Annotated in this window: 19 protein-coding genes; 7 read left to right on the top strand and 12 right to left on the bottom strand. The window is 41.7% G+C overall.

Translation table 11 applies throughout. The annotated features are described in order from the left end of the window. Positions 1-41: 41 nt before the first annotated feature. The 4 genes from VB714_RS02445 to VB714_RS02430 are packed head-to-tail and all read right to left on the bottom strand — an operon-like array spanning position 42 to position 4,472. Complete coding sequence (locus VB714_RS02445) at positions 42-1,760, bottom strand: asparagine synthetase B family protein (protein WP_323220823.1); 1,719 nt, start codon at positions 1,758-1,760, stop codon at positions 42-44. Between the two features lie 57 nt (positions 1,761-1,817). Continuing rightward, on the bottom strand, positions 1,818-2,513 hold the full coding sequence (locus VB714_RS02440; RefSeq protein ID WP_323220821.1) for an HNH endonuclease: 696 nt from the start codon (positions 2,511-2,513) through the stop codon (positions 1,818-1,820). A gap of 2 nt (positions 2,514-2,515) precedes the next feature. Next, positions 2,516-3,817 carry an AAA family ATPase gene (locus VB714_RS02435; protein ID WP_323220819.1) on the bottom strand — a complete coding sequence of 434 codons (1,302 nt, stop codon included), beginning with the start codon at positions 3,815-3,817 and terminating at the stop codon, positions 2,516-2,518. A gap of 31 nt (positions 3,818-3,848) precedes the next feature. Continuing rightward, positions 3,849-4,472, bottom strand: coding sequence for a hypothetical protein (locus VB714_RS02430; protein WP_323220817.1), 624 nt, complete (start codon positions 4,470-4,472; stop codon positions 3,849-3,851). A gap of 207 nt (positions 4,473-4,679) precedes the next feature. Here VB714_RS02430 and VB714_RS02425 point away from each other — a divergent pair, with 207 nt between their 5' ends. The 5 genes from VB714_RS02425 to VB714_RS02405 all read left to right on the top strand — a co-directional run bounded on the left by VB714_RS02425 (position 4,680) and on the right by VB714_RS02405 (position 6,761). Further along, on the top strand, positions 4,680-5,030 hold the full coding sequence (locus VB714_RS02425; RefSeq protein WP_323220815.1) for a hypothetical protein: 351 nt from the start codon (positions 4,680-4,682) through the stop codon (positions 5,028-5,030). Further along, positions 5,027-5,428, top strand: a complete 402-nt coding sequence (locus VB714_RS02420) for an HNH endonuclease signature motif containing protein (protein WP_323220813.1) — start codon at positions 5,027-5,029, stop codon at positions 5,426-5,428. Before VB714_RS02425 ends, VB714_RS02420 begins: the two co-directional genes overlap by 4 nt. Positions 5,429-5,534: 106 nt before the next feature. Further along, positions 5,535-6,263: a hypothetical protein gene (locus VB714_RS02415; RefSeq protein WP_323220811.1), complete on the top strand. Its 729-nt coding sequence runs from the start codon at positions 5,535-5,537 to the stop codon at positions 6,261-6,263. Between the two features lie 35 nt (positions 6,264-6,298). Next, entirely contained in the window at positions 6,299-6,565 is a 267-nt protein-coding gene (locus VB714_RS02410) for a type II toxin-antitoxin system HicA family toxin (RefSeq protein WP_323220809.1), read from the top strand. Beyond that, positions 6,549-6,761 carry a type II toxin-antitoxin system HicB family antitoxin gene (locus tag VB714_RS02405; protein WP_323220807.1) on the top strand — a complete coding sequence of 71 codons (213 nt, stop codon included), beginning with the start codon at positions 6,549-6,551 and terminating at the stop codon, positions 6,759-6,761. The genes VB714_RS02410 and VB714_RS02405 overlap by 17 nt, the downstream gene beginning before the upstream one ends. Before the next feature lie 202 nt (positions 6,762-6,963). Here VB714_RS02405 and VB714_RS02400 read toward each other — a convergent pair whose 3' ends face one another. From VB714_RS02400 to VB714_RS02375, 6 genes are all read right to left on the bottom strand, one after another. Further along, positions 6,964-7,317, bottom strand: coding sequence for a DUF5615 family PIN-like protein (locus VB714_RS02400; protein WP_323220805.1), 354 nt, complete (start codon positions 7,315-7,317; stop codon positions 6,964-6,966). After that, entirely contained in the window at positions 7,314-7,550 is a 237-nt protein-coding gene (locus VB714_RS02395) for a DUF433 domain-containing protein (RefSeq protein ID WP_323220803.1), read from the bottom strand. The genes VB714_RS02400 and VB714_RS02395 overlap by 4 nt, the downstream gene beginning before the upstream one ends. Before the next feature lie 130 nt (positions 7,551-7,680). Beyond that, positions 7,681-8,307, bottom strand: coding sequence for a Uma2 family endonuclease (locus tag VB714_RS02390; RefSeq protein WP_323220801.1), 627 nt, complete (start codon positions 8,305-8,307; stop codon positions 7,681-7,683). A gap of 174 nt (positions 8,308-8,481) precedes the next feature. Beyond that, a complete protein-coding gene (locus VB714_RS02385; protein WP_323220799.1) occupies positions 8,482-8,817 on the bottom strand; it encodes a DUF5615 family PIN-like protein in 336 nt (111 codons plus the stop codon). Then, a complete protein-coding gene (locus tag VB714_RS02380; protein ID WP_323220797.1) occupies positions 8,814-9,038 on the bottom strand; it encodes a DUF433 domain-containing protein in 225 nt (74 codons plus the stop codon). Before VB714_RS02380 ends, VB714_RS02385 begins: the two co-directional genes overlap by 4 nt. A 69-nt stretch (positions 9,039-9,107) precedes the next feature. Further along, entirely contained in the window at positions 9,108-9,446 is a 339-nt protein-coding gene (locus VB714_RS02375; RefSeq protein WP_323220795.1) for a type II toxin-antitoxin system HicB family antitoxin, read from the bottom strand. A gap of 621 nt (positions 9,447-10,067) precedes the next feature. Here VB714_RS02375 and VB714_RS02370 point away from each other — a divergent pair. Next, the gene (locus tag VB714_RS02370) at positions 10,068-12,110 is read left to right on the top strand and encodes an NAD(P)H-quinone oxidoreductase subunit 5 (protein WP_323220793.1); all 2,043 of its coding nucleotides are present in this window, start codon (positions 10,068-10,070) and stop codon (positions 12,108-12,110) included. 94 nt (positions 12,111-12,204) lie between these two features. After that, on the top strand, positions 12,205-13,794 hold the full coding sequence (locus tag VB714_RS02365) for an NAD(P)H-quinone oxidoreductase subunit 4 (protein ID WP_323220791.1): 1,590 nt from the start codon (positions 12,205-12,207) through the stop codon (positions 13,792-13,794). Positions 13,795-13,850: 56 nt separating this feature from the next. Here the strand turns inward: VB714_RS02365 and VB714_RS02360 are convergent, their stop codons facing one another. Further along, on the bottom strand, positions 13,851-14,360 hold the full coding sequence (locus tag VB714_RS02360; RefSeq protein WP_323220789.1) for a DUF6887 family protein: 510 nt from the start codon (positions 14,358-14,360) through the stop codon (positions 13,851-13,853). Further along, a complete protein-coding gene (locus VB714_RS27275) occupies positions 14,357-14,533 on the bottom strand; it encodes a DUF6888 family protein (protein WP_416309585.1) in 177 nt (58 codons plus the stop codon). Before VB714_RS27275 ends, VB714_RS02360 begins: the two co-directional genes overlap by 4 nt. Positions 14,534-14,655 lie beyond the last annotated feature (122 nt).

Here is a 14,655-nt window from a genome sequence, read left to right as displayed (position 1 = left end):
TTTTACCATAATGGATTTGAGTAACGAGTAATGGGTAAAGATTACCGATTTGCTATGACCGATGCAAACATTTTCCAGCCCCAATAAGGAATCAAAAAGGGATTGTAAAGCGAGTTTCCTTGGGGACTATTTTCCAGGACGCGATCGCGCCAAATTTGCCAAACTAAAAGCAACCATAGCACCTCCCCCATTCTACGACCGCGCAGAGAATTCCCCCTTTGACCTAAAATGAGACCCACCGGAAAATCCCCTTGAAAAATGCCCTGGGATCGCACAGTGTGAGGATGCAACCAAGACCCCATTTCCCCCCATAATTCCCCCAATAACCATTGCGTCCCAGGAACCCCCATCCCGCGTTTTTCGCGCCAAACAATTTCCGGAGGAAGCCAAGATTCTGCCGCCCGTTTGAGGATATACTTCTCACAAGACCCTTGTAAAAATAACGCTCCAGGAAGCTGAAAACACCACTCCGCTAAAGGTAAATCGCAAAACGGCGATCGCACTTGTAACCCATGTACCGAGGCTAAATTTGTCGCCCGAGGATGAATATTTTGCGCCCCTTTTAACATTAAAGTTGCACGACGCAAACAATCCAAAAAGTCCGGACAGGAGTTGCGATCGAGGGCTTCTTCCAACCAAATTTGCGGTTGCAGAGATTGTATTTGTTGATAGATCTGGGGCTGAAATAGTTGTTCTTCGTACCCGTAGAGGCGATGAAAGGTGCGAAGATAGCGATCGATGAAGTTTGTGCCGCGATCGTAAATTCCGGCTGCGATAAGGGGTTTATTCGTCCAACCCGCAAAAAGTTGATCTCCTCCTTCCCCATTAAAAATCACCGCAGTTTCTTGACTCGCCGCCCGAGATAGGAGATAAAGAGGAACAGTAACGGGATCTCCAAAAGGAAGATCGAGAGCCTCAACCGTCTTAACTAATGCACCTTTGACCTGTTTTGGACTCGCTGCAACTTTGACCAAAGGGGTTTTTAAAAACCTTGCAACTTGTTCTGCGTAAGCTAACTCAGAAATGCCCAAACTACCAAAATCAAGAGTATAAGCGCGAACTTTAACCCCTGCTTTTACTAATAACGCCGCCACGATGGAAGAGTCAAGCCCCCCAGAAAGAAAGATTCCCACCGGTTCCGAAGGTAAATCTTCTAATTGCTTGGCGATCGCCTTTTCTAGCAATCCTTGCAATTGTTTTGCCGCTTCTTTTTCATCAATTGCTAACTTAGAAAAACCTTGCCAGTTATAGAGTTTAACTTCTTTGCTACCAAAAGGCGATCGCTGCCAAATTCGTTCTCTTCCCGCAGATAGCGAAAAAATATTTTCGATGGGAGTGAGAGGGGTGGGAATATAGGAAAAACAGCAGTAGCCGTATAAGCCAGCTAGATCGATGCGAGGCGCGATCGCAGGTAAAAGTAAAAGTAATTGTAGATGAGAAGCAAACCAAATTGTTTCTTCTTGTTGCAACCAATAAAGAGGAGTGCGACCAAAGGATTCTCGTCCTAAAATTAAGCGATCTGTTTCTATTTTTACCCAAGCATCGATCGCATTTTTAAGACCTGATGCCGATCGCTGTAATTGTCGAATATTGCTAAGATTGCAAACATCATCAGAAAGGCACGCAAATTGCCAATTTTCTCCTTCTGAGAATTGCCATTGTTGAGGTGTCGGAGTACAGGTTTTAACCAGTAGATGCTTTAAAGAGGGTTGTTCTCCCCAATAGCCAACAAAACGGCTGCATAATAAACTTGAAACCATTGGTCATTAATGACAGAAATCTATTGACGCTACTATTTTTAGATTATACAAATCTAATTATAACCTTCCTCTAGGACGAGGGACAGGCTTTCCCAAAGAATCAAAGCACTCTTGACAAGTTCCGGGGAATGCTGCAATGAAACGATTTAACATATCGGGATCGTCCTTAAAAACGGTCATCCATACTGACCAAAAACCACTCGTTTCCATAGTAGAAACAATCAGTTCTCTCATCCCAAGAGTATTATTTGCTTGAAGATTCCGAAGCGATCTTTCTGCTATATCCCAAGTTTCTCGTCGATTAGATAGCCGGCGATCGCTGCGTGTTTTATCTGATTTAGATTCCTTTTGTAAACCTACTAATTCTATAGTTGTTCTGGCTTTTTGCTGCTCCTCCTGAGTTAAAATAGGATTGAGATGTATTAGTCCACCTTTCAAATAAAGAAAAGCACGAAAAGTATTATCTATATGAGGCCAATAGCAATCTTCCAAACTTATATCTTTATCTTTTTTTGTAGAGTTGCAATTTGGACAAGCCAAAAGAAAATTGTTCCACTCCAACTCGAGTTCTGGATAAATCTTTTTAGGCTGAATATGTTCCACGGCAAGTGCAGTAGGTATCTTCATTTCACAGTAAGAACAATATTGACCCAATCGATCGATTAAATCTCCTCTCGCATCTTGATACTGTTTAAAAACTTTAGAATTTCCTTCTGAATCAAGAGGTCTTTCTCCTTTTAAGATTGGACGCATATTTAGTATATCCCCCTTGCCAAACGTTCCATTTTCAGAAAGGCATGATAAGCAGGATTATCACTAAATGGCATCGATACTTCATCAAGTTTTTGTTTCAATCGTTCGAGTTCCTGTTGATTATATTCTTTAATATTTTCCGCTTCTTCTAGTACCTTATAGTATTCTTCCGCAGCATTAAACATTTTCAGTTTTCTCCTGCTATACTGTGGTAACTCAATTCCCATAATATCTTCAACAATGTCTTCAATACTCCTCCCTTCATATTCTGATGGAGATGAGCTATTTAGATTAATTAGCTTATCATGATTCTGCAAAGATTGAATAATAAATGGAGAATGAGTTGTCACGACAAATTGAATGTTAGGGAAAGTATTGTTCAAGTTTTCTATAATTCGACGTTGCCATTTAGGATGAAGATGTAAATCAATTTCATCAATTAGGACAATTCCAGGCGTGTATTTAGCTGCTTCTGCTTCAAGTTGTGGATTTAGAGTTACACAGCGATAAGAAATATCTGCCACTATTCCTATCATATTGCGAACTCCATCACTGAGCATATAAAATGGTAAAGTCCTTCCGTCTTTTGCCGTTACAACGAATTCATCGTTAAGAACATCATATCTCACATCTTTCCAATCTTCCATGCAATTTTCAATAGCTTTTTTGACTCCAGATAGAGTGTTCAAAGGTTTGCCTTTTTGTAATGATGCTAATTCCCAAGTTTTAAACCATTTTATGATTTTTTGGAGTTCATGGGAGTTGGTCAAACAATCTTTATATCCTCGAAATCGAGAACCCGGTGAAAGTGTTTCATGTTTTTTTTGTTTTTGAATCCAAAGACGACCAGTACCATAATATGAAATTATAGGGAGAATAATTTCATCTCTATTTTGCTCTTCAAAACGAACCTTTTTCTGAAGTTCACTAGCATAAGTAGTAATTGATTTTGCTTCAATAGAGGTCGTTACACCTTTATATGTTTTACGTTCTCTTGTCCATAAAATCTCATTATTATTCTCAAAACAGCCATGACAAGATATAATCACGGGTAGTATCGATTCTCTCGTTGATGTTTCTCCTTCTGTTCTCACAATCTGCCGAATTTCATTTGCACGAATACCACGCGAGCTAATATTGTCAATCCCCAAGAAAAAACTTCCTAACCCGATCGCCAGTGCATCGAGAATAGCTGTCTTTCCCGTAGCATTATCACCGATCAGAACATTAAAGCGATCGGAGAACTCAAAAGTTTTTTGTTCAAAACATTTGAAATTCTGAAGTTCGAGTTTTCGGATTTTCATGTTAATTCTCTAAAAGTTTGCGTGTTTAATATTATTCAACTTTTAAAGTGCGATCGCTCAAAATGCGATCGCCTAACATCATCTGTACTTTCCAAGTTCCAAGAGAAGAAAGAGAACTAAACTGATAGCGACAGTAAGTATTCCAAACTTCCGTGGCGATCGCGCGAGTTCGATAGCGATTTTGATGAGCAATTCGACCGGATGGATCGTACCAATTACATTGTAGTGCAAGAGGTTGACCCAGAGGCGATTGTTCTAGGGTAACGCGATAGAAAACTTCGGGATTATCTTGCCGTCTAACGCGCTCTAAATTGCCTTTATTATCAGATATAAGAGTAATTCTATCTTGATAAACTGCAACCCGATCTAGGGCTTGTTGACGACTGTAGAAAGAGATAAAGAAGACTGCGATCGCAATCAAAAATACCCCCATTATACTAAACCCAATGCAACGATAGCGAATTTTACGATCCTTGAGAGCTTTGTGTCGCGAAACTTGTCGCATCGCTTCATCCAGTAACTCTGGAGGAAGATTCAACTCTCGTAAAACTGCTTCAACTTCCTCGCGATCGAGTTCATCTTCTGCGCGATCGCTTAATTGTTGAATTTCTCTAAGCAGTTGATCGAGTTGTTCTCGGGTAAATTTCTTACTCATAGAACTTGAAGAAAATTATTGTACTCTCTAGTTAATTATATCATTGCGATCGCAACTTCTAACTTGAGAAGAGAGTATAAGCGCGATCGCACTCCTGTCGTTTTGGTCTAAATGTTGTTTGAGAGGTTGAAAATTGCGATCGCGCGCGATCGCAAGATATTTTGCTAAAATGCAGTTAAAGTAACAAAATTCTTACTCAGTCCTACCGTGGCACAAATTACCTTAGAAATTCCCGATGAATTCTCGGAAAGATTAGCAGAAGTAGATAAGCAATATCTTTCCGAGTTGCTTGTTCTCAGCTTACAACAGCCTATAATTGCGACTAAGATTTATCATTACGTTCTCGATTTTTTGGTGAGTCAACCGACTCCCGAAGAAATTGCCGCATTTCGTCCCACTCCAGAAATGCAGGAACGTTTGCGAACTTTATTGAGTCGTGAAAAAGCTGGGAATTTGAGCGCGATCGAGCAAAAAGAACTGGATGAATACGAACGACTAGAACATCTTATTGTCATGATCAAATCGGGTAATTTACCTTATCTTGTCAGCGCTTCATGAGCAATACTTACATTCCAGTTTCCTTACGCCGTTTAGTAGAAAAACGAGCAAACTATTGCTGCGAATATTGTTTGTGTCCTGCGAATGTTTCCTTGTTTTCCCATGAAATCGATCATATTATTCCTGAAAAGCACAACGGCAAAACAGAGGCGGATAATTTAGCATTTACTTGTTGGCGTTGCAATCGTCACAAAGGAACCGATCTAGGCTCATTCGATCCTTTAACCAAAGAGTTTAGTTTTTTGTTTCATCCTAGAAAACAGCAGTGGTTAGAACATTTTAGATTAGATCGCTGGGGAATCATTGGATTAACGCCTGAAGGTCGCACAACTTCGCAATTACTTCAGTTTAATACTGACGAACGGTTAGCGGAACGTAAAAAACGAGGTGGATTCTAAAAAATATTGCTTTTCAGAAAATCGAGAGGCACAATATAAGAAATAATGCTAATATCTAATTAAGTTAGCTTAATCGGACATAAATCTTTTTTGTTAAAACAAAACTATGCAACCCAAAAATCTCCCTGTTAAACCTGAAACTATTCAAGAAATAGTGCAAGTTGGTGAATCTTTTTTCGATTCATTCGCTCTCGAACAATTTGGAAAAGCTTTTAATTTAATAGATGAAAACATAGATTTGTTAAAGGGAGTGCCATTTGTTCAAACAATTGTACTTCCTTTTAAACTGAGAAAGCAAATTGAAACTCATACAATGAGAAAGAAACTGTACAAGTTTCTAACTCAACTCACTTCAATTTCTGAGGACGAACGTACAAAATTCGAGAAGAAGCTCGAAAGCGATCCAAAATTTAAAGAAAAAATTTTGGATCATCTGGGACTAACTTTGGAAAAAATAGACGATATGGAAAAATCTCAGATTTTGGGAAATGTATTTCTGACTTTTATAAGAGGTGGAATTCTTGAGGAAGAATATTATAGATTAAGTGCTATGATTAATCGCTCATATGCAACAGATTTGAAAGAATTGTACAAGAATCATTCAGATTTATCTACAATAGATTTATTGATTCGCAAGCAATTGGCTAGCGATGGATTTCGCCAAGAACAAACTATTAATGATATTGATGTATTTAGTGGTGGTGAGGGATGGGAGGATTCTGAAGAAAAACAGAAAGAAAAAGAAATACAACAAGCAAAAGAACAAGATAGATTGCGTTTTTCAGTGACTCGCTATGGGCAACTCTTTCTAGAATTAAACTTATATTCTGATTGAAAGTTATCCTGTCAGTTTAGTTTTGCTTCTAAAATATGAGTCAAAGTGAGAAATTACTGATTAAAATTTTATTGGGAAGTTCCGATGCGAATATTCCTTTTGAGCCATTATGTCAACTTTTAAAAAACTTAGGTTTTAATGAAAGAATTCGAGGAAGTCATCACATTTTTAGCAAAGAAGGAATCGAAGAAATTCTGAATCTCCAAGCTAAAAAAGGAAAAGCTAAAGCCTACCAAGTCAAACAAGTTCGCAATGTAATTATTAAATATAAACTAGGAGGACAAGATGCTGATTCGCTATGAAATGATTATTTATTGGAGTGAAGAAGATGAAGCCTTTCTGGTTGAAGTCCCAGAATTACCCGGATGTATGGCAGATGGGGAAACTTATCAAGAAGCCGTACAAAATGCTGAGATTATTATTCGCGAATGGATTGAAACAGCAAAAGAAATAGGTAAGCCCATTCCAGAACCAAAAGGACGCTTAATTTTTGCTTGATATTGAGCCTTTTCAATTAATTTTCATCTTCAACCAGTCAAACATCTCATTAACTGTAAGTTCTAAAGCGATCGCATCCCATACAGGTAAAATATCCTTGCCTCTTAAAACTTCAGGTTGGCGATCGTAAAAACGATTGAAGATGCGATCGCAGAAGCATTACGACTGCTAGACTAATTTCTCTCATCCAAAAATGCGATCGCTATCGATGAACAATAATTATCTCTCGGTTCATTTCAATATAATCGCGATCGCGGAATAAATTCACCAAAGTCTCTAAATTTTTTGAGACGATCTCTTCGAGTTCGCTGTTTTTAATATTTCCCGTCGTAATTAAAAGTAACTTATACGGTTTTTGAATCGTCATAAAAGAGTCTACAAAATCTGCATCCTTTGTGATAACGATGCGTTCTTGCTGCATAGAAATTTCATTAATTTCTGTATCTGTTGTTTCATTTTTCTGGAGAAGATCTTGAGTATGAATGGTATCATAGCCAGATGTTTGTAGAAATCTCGCCAAACGAACGGGTAATTGAGCATCAACCAGAAATTTCATGAGGCAACTTTAGAGATACTTTTAACTTGAGTCAGTCGTGCTGCAAATAAAAGAGACGCATAAAGATCGTCGGATTCTAAATCTTCATAGTCTGCCAGAATTTCCTCAATTGTCATTCCAGAACTCAAAAGTTCGAGAATAAATTCAACGGGATAACGCAATCCTCGGATACAGGGTTTTCCGTGGCAAATTTCGGGATTATGAGTAATTCGTTGTAAAAGAGAATCCGACATGGTTTTTAATTGGATTGTTTCAATAATTATAATTTATTGTGCATTATGTTTTCATATGTAATCCATTGACCTGCACTTTATGCTTTTTTCCAATTTTATCGCGATCGCCCCGATAATACGCTCCCTTGCATCATAACCGCGATCGCAATTCTCGAATTGCCCTTCCTGTGCCGCGATCGCCAGCAGCTTGAAACGTAGAAGTCACGATCGCAATGACATCAAGACCGGGAAAACAACGACTGCGCGATCGCACGATATAGCTCTCATTTTCTAAACTATAAATTTGCAGATTTCCCCGTTTTAATAACCAAAGTTCGGGGATGCAATAGGGAAGATAATCTTCAGGAGAGGTATAACTGGTAACATCAATTTCAATTGCCAGATCGGGAGGCGGATCGGTTTGCCAGTTAATGCGATCTTTCCCCAATGCCGATCGCCAATTGTCGATATAAAAGCAATAATCCGGTTCTATTCCCCCCTCCTCTGGTAATTCGATGGTAATGGGAGTAAAGGCTTCATAATCGCGATTTTCGCGATCGAGTAAGGTTTCCACGATCCTTGCCAGTATATGGGCTTCTCGTCCGTGTTTTGCCATGGGACTCATGAGCAAAATTTCCCCCAAACAATACTTAATGCGAGGAATTGAACTATCTCCTCGACTCTCGCAAAGTAGTTTATAATCCTGCCACGTTCCGGGAATTCGGACGACGGTTCCAGGGGGAATTTGCGTTTTTTGGGGCGAAATGACAGCATACATAGCAAGATTTTTCGACGATTTACTCTTGATTTTAACGATAAATTTATGATTTTAATTAAATCACAACAAATTAGAAAAGTAGACGAGGAAAGTTATGCGATCGCTCAGAGATAAAAATGGCGATCGCCTAGATCTGATATTCTGGCAAGGGCGATCGCTCGTTAACACCTAACCTCAAAACAAAGTCAATACACCGGATTCTAGCTCATTGCAGAAAGAAGCGATCGCAGTATGATTGTCTCTTAAAAGAGTCTCAATTGCATCAGTCGAACAATTGCCGCGACGAATCCAAACTACTTTGGGTGGTATACCCAAAAGAAGAACTAATTCGCTAAAATCAGAATCTTTGGTAACAATTGTAAAACTATGAATTTTTGCATATTCCCAAATCTTGCGATCGTTTGCTGTTCCTAAACCCAGAGAATCGATGTGAATCGATCCCGGATAAAGATCGGCTAATCGATTGACTAAACGTGGCGATAAATTTTGGTCAAAGAGCAGAAGTTTCACGGCTGAATGGTAACGCTAATGCGTTCGCGTTGCGCCGCAAACCAGAAACAAGCGAGGATATCGGTTTGCGTGAGATAAGGAAAATCTTCGAGAATTTCCTCTTGCGTCATGCCTGATGCCAAATACTCGAGAATTTCGTATACTGTAATTCTCATTCCGCGAATACAGGGTTTTCCTCCTCGCTTTCCCGGTTCTATTGTAATGAGACTTTTGTAATCCATCAATCTTTACTTTTGCTTTTTTTTTCAATTCAGAAAGAGTATTAGTATTTAACTAAAAGAAACATTGCCCTATATCTGGATTAGTTTATCCACTTCTTTAGACAAAATTTCATCCATCAAAGAATTAATACTCTTGCCTGCTAACTTTGCAGCGATGTAGATTTTGCGATGCGTTTCTGGATTTGTACGATATGGTAATTTTCCAGAAAAAGGCTTGGCGGGTTCTTCCCCTAATTCCTTACACCAATCCAAGTAATCATCAACAGATTCTTGGAAATCTTGACGTGCTTCATCAACGGTCTTACCGTCAAAAGTAATCACATCATTAATATCTAGAATTCGACCACAAATTAGATCGCAATCAGGATCGATCCTAACTCCACCAGTGTAGCCTTTGTAAGTAAACATTTTCACAAACTCCTTTACGATATTGACTTAGAGAGAAATGAGATTTACATTGAATAGAACCGAAAAACTATTCTAAGCAAAATTTCTCTTTTAGAGGGGGAAGACACTTCCCCCATTTTCTATAAAACTTTATTTAATTGTCTGGTTGAATTCTTGCCTCCTCCAAGAAATCTTTAATATCTTTTATCCTTTCCTTGCACATATTCTTACTATCAGGATGTGGCTTATGCAATATTAGCTTGACACCGTTTAGAGAGAATCTAACCTTTGATCCTCTACCTTGGCTGGATTGAGCACCTAAACTTAGTAGTAAAGAGTTAATCTCACGCCATTTCAGATCGGAAGGAGTCGGGACAGAGAATATTGCGCCCAGCACAGCTCGGTTTTTGTTGTTAATGGCAAATTCCTCAAATTTTACATCTCCACGATATCAAATTTTGATATCAGGGACAACCCCCAAGAAGAAAAATTTTTCTATCTTGCCATCATCTTGACACTGAGGGAGAAATTTTCCCCCAATCCCAAACATAAGCATAAATACTTCTTAAAGAACAGGTTGTGTAAGAATTGTTAACGGTATCTTCATAAGCAAGACGACAAAACGAAAACTAGCACTTTGCAATGGAACCCTTCCTTTACAACTACGCTTGGACGATCGCCCTCCTGCCCTTGCTCGGTGCAGCACTGGTGGGTCTTGGGCTGATATCCTTCAACAAAGCGACCAATCAACTCAGACAAATTAACGCTGTCGTTATCATCACCCTCCTCGGGGTGGCGATGGCTTATTCCTTTGCCCTCCTCTGGAGTCAAACCCAAGGACACGAAACTTATACACGAACCTTTGAATGGGCAGCAGCCGGGGACTTTCATCTCTCGATGGGTTATATCATCGACCCCCTGACTGCTGTAATGCTCGTTATCGTCACTACCGTCGCCTTTCTCGTCATGGTCTATACCGACGGCTACATGGCACACGATGACGGTTATGTACGCTTTTACGCCTATCTGAGTATCTTTAGCGCTTCTATGCTGGGCTTGGTGATTAGTCCCAACCTCGTCCAAGTTTACATTTTCTGGGAATTGGTGGGGATGTGTTCCTACCTCCTCATCGGTTTTTGGTACGATCGCAAGGCTGCCGCAGATGCCTGTCAAAAAGCCTTCGTTACCAACCGCGTCGGGGATTTCGGGCTTCTTTTGGGAATGCTGGGACTCTACTGGGCTACCGGAAGTTTTGAATTTGAAGTCATTGGAGAGCATTTGCACGAACTCGTCTCCTCTGGGGCATTAGCGGGGGGAATGGCAGCCCTTTTCGCCGTTTTGGTCTTTCTCGGACCCGTGGCCAAATCCGCCCAATTTCCCCTCCACGTCTGGCTACCGGACGCAATGGAAGGTCCTACCCCCATTTCTGCCCTGATTCACGCGGCGACAATGGTGGCGGCGGGAGTATTCCTGATCGCCCGAATGTATCCCGTTTTTGAGCAAATCCCGATCGCCATGACGGTCATTGCTTGGACAGGGGCAACAACGGCGTTTTTAGGGGCATCCATTGCCCTTACCCAAAATGACATCAAAAAGGGGCTGGCCTACTCTACAATCTCTCAATTGGGCTATATGGTGATGGCGATGGGAAGCGGTGCCTATAGTGCCGGACTCTTCCACCTGATGACCCACGCTTACTTTAAGGCCATGTTGTTCCTTTGCTCTGGTTCCGTCATTCACGGCATGGAAGCAGTTGTGGGACACGATCCCGTTTTGGCGCAGGATATGCGCTTGATGGGGGGGTTGCGGAAATATATGCCCATCACCTCAGCTACTTTTTTAGTGGGAAATCTGGCAATTTGTGGGATTCCTCCTTTTGCAGGATTTTGGTCGAAAGATGAAATTCTCGGTTTAGCTTTCCAAGCAAATCCCGCCCTTTGGGTTGTGGGTTGGCTGACGGCGGGAATTACCGCCTTTTATATGTTCCGAATGTATTTTATGACCTTTGAAGGCAAATTCCGGGGTAATGATGAAAGCATTCGCCAACAGTTGAAAGCTGCCGAAATGGGGGAATTACAACCCGCTTTTGGACCCGGTGCGATGGATCCTCACGAATTAGAACACGACGACCATCACCACGCTAGTGAACCCCATGAGTCCCCTTGGACCATGACTTTCCCCTTGGTGATGTTAGCTATTCCTTCCTGCGCGATCGGGCTTCTCGGTCGTCCTTGGCATAATGATTTTGAATGGTTAGTCCACGCACCAGGAGAAGTGCTGCACGAAGTAGTCGAGTTTAATTGGACTGAATTCCTAATTATGGGGGGGTCTTCCGTGGGAATTGGCCTGATTGGTATTACGATCGCCTCTCTGATGTACTGGCAAAAGAAAATCGACCCCAGCGCGATCGCCAATTCTATCAAACCCCTCTACAATCTCTCCCTCAATAAATGGTATTTCGATGACATTTACGACAAAGTATTTGTTATCAACTCTCGTCGCTTGGCGCGGCAAATGTTGGAAATAGACTTCCGCATTGTCGATGGTGCCGTCAATTTCACCGGGCTAGTTACCGTTGTCACCGGACAAGGATTGAAATATCTTGAAAGCGGTCGCGTTCAATTCTACGCTCTGATTATTTTCGCTGCTGTTTTGGGATTTGTTGTCGTCTCTAGCATTGCGTAAGTAATGGTTATTGGCGATTTGTTGATTCCTCCCAGCAATCTACAAATTGCCAGTTTCCTATTACCCATTACCCATTACCCATTACCCAGTTAAAATGGAACATTTTCCCTGGCTAACAACCGTTATTTTATTTCCCATTATCGCAGGATTGTTCATTCCTTTAATTCCAGATAAGGATGGCAAAACCGTGCGATGGTATGCCCTCATTGTCGGCTTAATTGATTTTGCCCTCATCATTGCTGCATTTTATACCAGCTACGATCTCGCCAATCCCGACTTACAATTGGTGGAGCAGTATACCTGGGTAGCGCAACTCGATCTAAAGTGGTCTGTGGGAGTGGATGGTTTATCTATGCCCTTGGTTATTCTCACAGGTTTTATTACCACTTTGGCGATTCTCGCAGCTTGGCCGGTAACGCTGAAACCCAAGTTTTTCTACTTCTTGATGTTGGCAATGTACGGCGGACAAATTGCCGTTTTCGCCGTCCAAGATATGCTCTTTTTCTTCTTGGTTTGGGAGTTAGAATTAGTTCCGGTTTACCTCATTTTGTCGATATGGGGGGGGAAAAAGCGTCTTTATGCGGCGACAAAGTTTATTCTCTACACCGCAGGAGGCTCCCTATTTATCTTGGTGGCGGCCTTGACGATGGCGTTTTATGGGGATACCGTCACCTTTGATATGAGCGCGATCGCCGCCAAGCATTTCCCCCACACCCTACAACTCTTACTCTATGGCGGTTTTCTCATCGCCTACGGGGTGAAACTGCCCATTTTCCCCTTGCACACATGGCTACCGGATGCCCACGGGGAAGCCACGGCACCGGCGCATATGTTACTGGCGGGAATTCTCTTGAAAATGGGAGGTTATGCCCTCATTCGCATGAACTTAGGAATGTTACCGGAGGCTCATGTTTCTTTTGCCCCCATTCTAGTGATTCTTGGGGTTGTTAATATCATTTATGCGGCACTCACTTCCTTTGCCCAACGCAACCTCAAGCGCAAAATTGCTTATTCTTCCATCTCCCACATGGGTTTCGTCCTCATTGGTATGGCCTCGTTTACCTCTTTGGGGTTAAGCGGTGCAGTCTTGCAAATGATTTCCCACGGCTTGATCGGGGCGAGTTTGTTCTTTATGGTGGGCTGTACCTACGATCGCACCCATACCCTGATGCTGGATGAAATGGGAGGAGTCGGCCGCAAAATGAAGAAAGTTTTTGCCATGTGGACGACTTGTTCTTTTGCCTCCTTAGCCCTGCCCGGAATGAGCGGTTTTGTGGCGGAATTAATGGTCTTTGTCGGCTTTGCCACCAGTGATGCCTACAGCCCCACTTTTCGCATCATTGTGGTGCTTCTAGCCGCCGTTGGGGTCATTCTCACCCCCATCTACCTCCTCTCCATGTTGCGGGAAATTTTCTACGGCAAAGAAAATAAGGCGTTGGTGGAACATGAGGCACTTATCGATGCGGAACCGCGAGAGATATTTATCATTGCTTCCCTGTTAATTCCCATCATCGGTATTGGTTTATATCCTAAAATCGCGACCCAGATTTACGATGCGACGACGACGCAACTCACGGGCTATTTGCGGGGGTTTGTGCCAGCTTTGGTGCAGCCTGCGCCGATTATCGAGGGGGAACCCGTGGCAATTTTGCGATCGCCTCCTATCGAATCTGAGTTAAGGTAGATTTAAGTTGGTTGTTCGGACAGCGTTTGTCGCGCTGTCCTTTTTTTGCGTGTATCCTAGGATTCAGTCGAGAGGAGTTCCTCAAATCCGGCTCTCAGGACGTTGGCTGCGGGATGATCGATCTCCTCGAAAAATGCCTCTTTCCCCATTACTTTGATGATTCCCACGACTTTTCCGAGCCAGTTGCGATCGCTTTTGATATGAGCGATCGCTTTTTCGGCGATGGCTGACTTTTCGCTGAGGGTTGTGATGGAGTGAGTTTCCGAGAGTTGCTCGAGCAACTCTTGGATTTCTTTGGCAGCACTGGCTAGGTCTTGGGGTTGATTTATGTTGGTAATTTTAGTGCCTCCACTTTGACCCGCAGAACCTTGGATATGATTACCGTAAAAAAAGTCTGGGTAATTTTCCAGATCTTCAAGGGATTTCAATGGGGGCATTTCAATCCAATTTCCCTCAGTGTGTAATTTGTCGATATAAGCATAAAAAGCATCTCGATCTTCCCGATGAGACAGAAAATAATCGCGTAATTCTTTCTGATTCATTGCTTGAAAGTTTGGCTGATTCATCCAATGTACCTCCATCGTCCGTTGGGATATATTTCGATTATATTTTCCTCACCCGCTAAGAAAAATACATTGCCTGTTCGTTCGTCTAAACGAACAATATTAATTGGCAAGTAAAGTTTTGTAAACCAGCAGCATAAGATATAACATTGAGTTTCCTGTTCTGATGTGGGAATGGTCACAATCTCCAAATGCGATCGCTTTTTCTCGATCTTAACCCGATTTTTGACAACTTCACTAACCATTACCACTCAATGCGATCGCGACAAAATTATCATTCAACCAGAAACAGAACAAG

It is taken from the genome of Spirulina sp. 06S082 (assembly GCF_034932145.1).
Classification (GTDB): Bacteria; Cyanobacteriota; Cyanobacteriia; order Cyanobacteriales; family Spirulinaceae; genus CCY15215.
Note: the sequence above shows the minus strand (reverse complement) of the source record. Positions and strands in the feature narration are given on the sequence as shown.

Excerpts from the sequence above, each read along its gene's own strand:
- VB714_RS02375 (WP_323220795.1), bottom strand. The coding sequence starts at position 9,446 with ATGTTTACTTACAAAGGCTACACTGGTGGAGTTAGGATCGATCCTGAT.
- VB714_RS02430 (WP_323220817.1), bottom strand. The coding sequence starts at position 4,472 with ATGAGTAAGAAATTTACCCGAGAACAACTCGATCAACTGCTTAGAGAA.
- VB714_RS02365 (WP_323220791.1), top strand. The coding sequence starts at position 12,205 with ATGGAACATTTTCCCTGGCTAACAACCGTTATTTTATTTCCCATTATC.
- VB714_RS02390 (WP_323220801.1), bottom strand. The coding sequence starts at position 8,307 with ATGTATGCTGTCATTTCGCCCCAAAAAACGCAAATTCCCCCTGGAACC.
- VB714_RS02360 (WP_323220789.1), bottom strand. The coding sequence starts at position 14,360 with ATGAATCAGCCAAACTTTCAAGCAATGAATCAGAAAGAATTACGCGAT.
- VB714_RS02380 (WP_323220797.1), bottom strand. The coding sequence starts at position 9,038 with ATGGATTACAAAAGTCTCATTACAATAGAACCGGGAAAGCGAGGAGGA.
- VB714_RS02420 (WP_323220813.1), top strand. The coding sequence starts at position 5,027 with ATGAGCAATACTTACATTCCAGTTTCCTTACGCCGTTTAGTAGAAAAA.
- VB714_RS02395 (WP_323220803.1), bottom strand. The coding sequence starts at position 7,550 with ATGTCGGATTCTCTTTTACAACGAATTACTCATAATCCCGAAATTTGC.
- VB714_RS02410 (WP_323220809.1), top strand. The coding sequence starts at position 6,299 with ATGAGTCAAAGTGAGAAATTACTGATTAAAATTTTATTGGGAAGTTCC.
- VB714_RS02440 (WP_323220821.1), bottom strand. The coding sequence starts at position 2,513 with ATGCGTCCAATCTTAAAAGGAGAAAGACCTCTTGATTCAGAAGGAAAT.
- VB714_RS02445 (WP_323220823.1), bottom strand. The coding sequence starts at position 1,760 with ATGGTTTCAAGTTTATTATGCAGCCGTTTTGTTGGCTATTGGGGAGAA.
- VB714_RS02415 (WP_323220811.1), top strand. The coding sequence starts at position 5,535 with ATGCAACCCAAAAATCTCCCTGTTAAACCTGAAACTATTCAAGAAATA.
- VB714_RS02435 (WP_323220819.1), bottom strand. The coding sequence starts at position 3,817 with ATGAAAATCCGAAAACTCGAACTTCAGAATTTCAAATGTTTTGAACAA.
- VB714_RS02400 (WP_323220805.1), bottom strand. The coding sequence starts at position 7,317 with ATGAAATTTCTGGTTGATGCTCAATTACCCGTTCGTTTGGCGAGATTT.
- VB714_RS02370 (WP_323220793.1), top strand. The coding sequence starts at position 10,068 with ATGGAACCCTTCCTTTACAACTACGCTTGGACGATCGCCCTCCTGCCC.
- VB714_RS02405 (WP_323220807.1), top strand. The coding sequence starts at position 6,549 with ATGCTGATTCGCTATGAAATGATTATTTATTGGAGTGAAGAAGATGAA.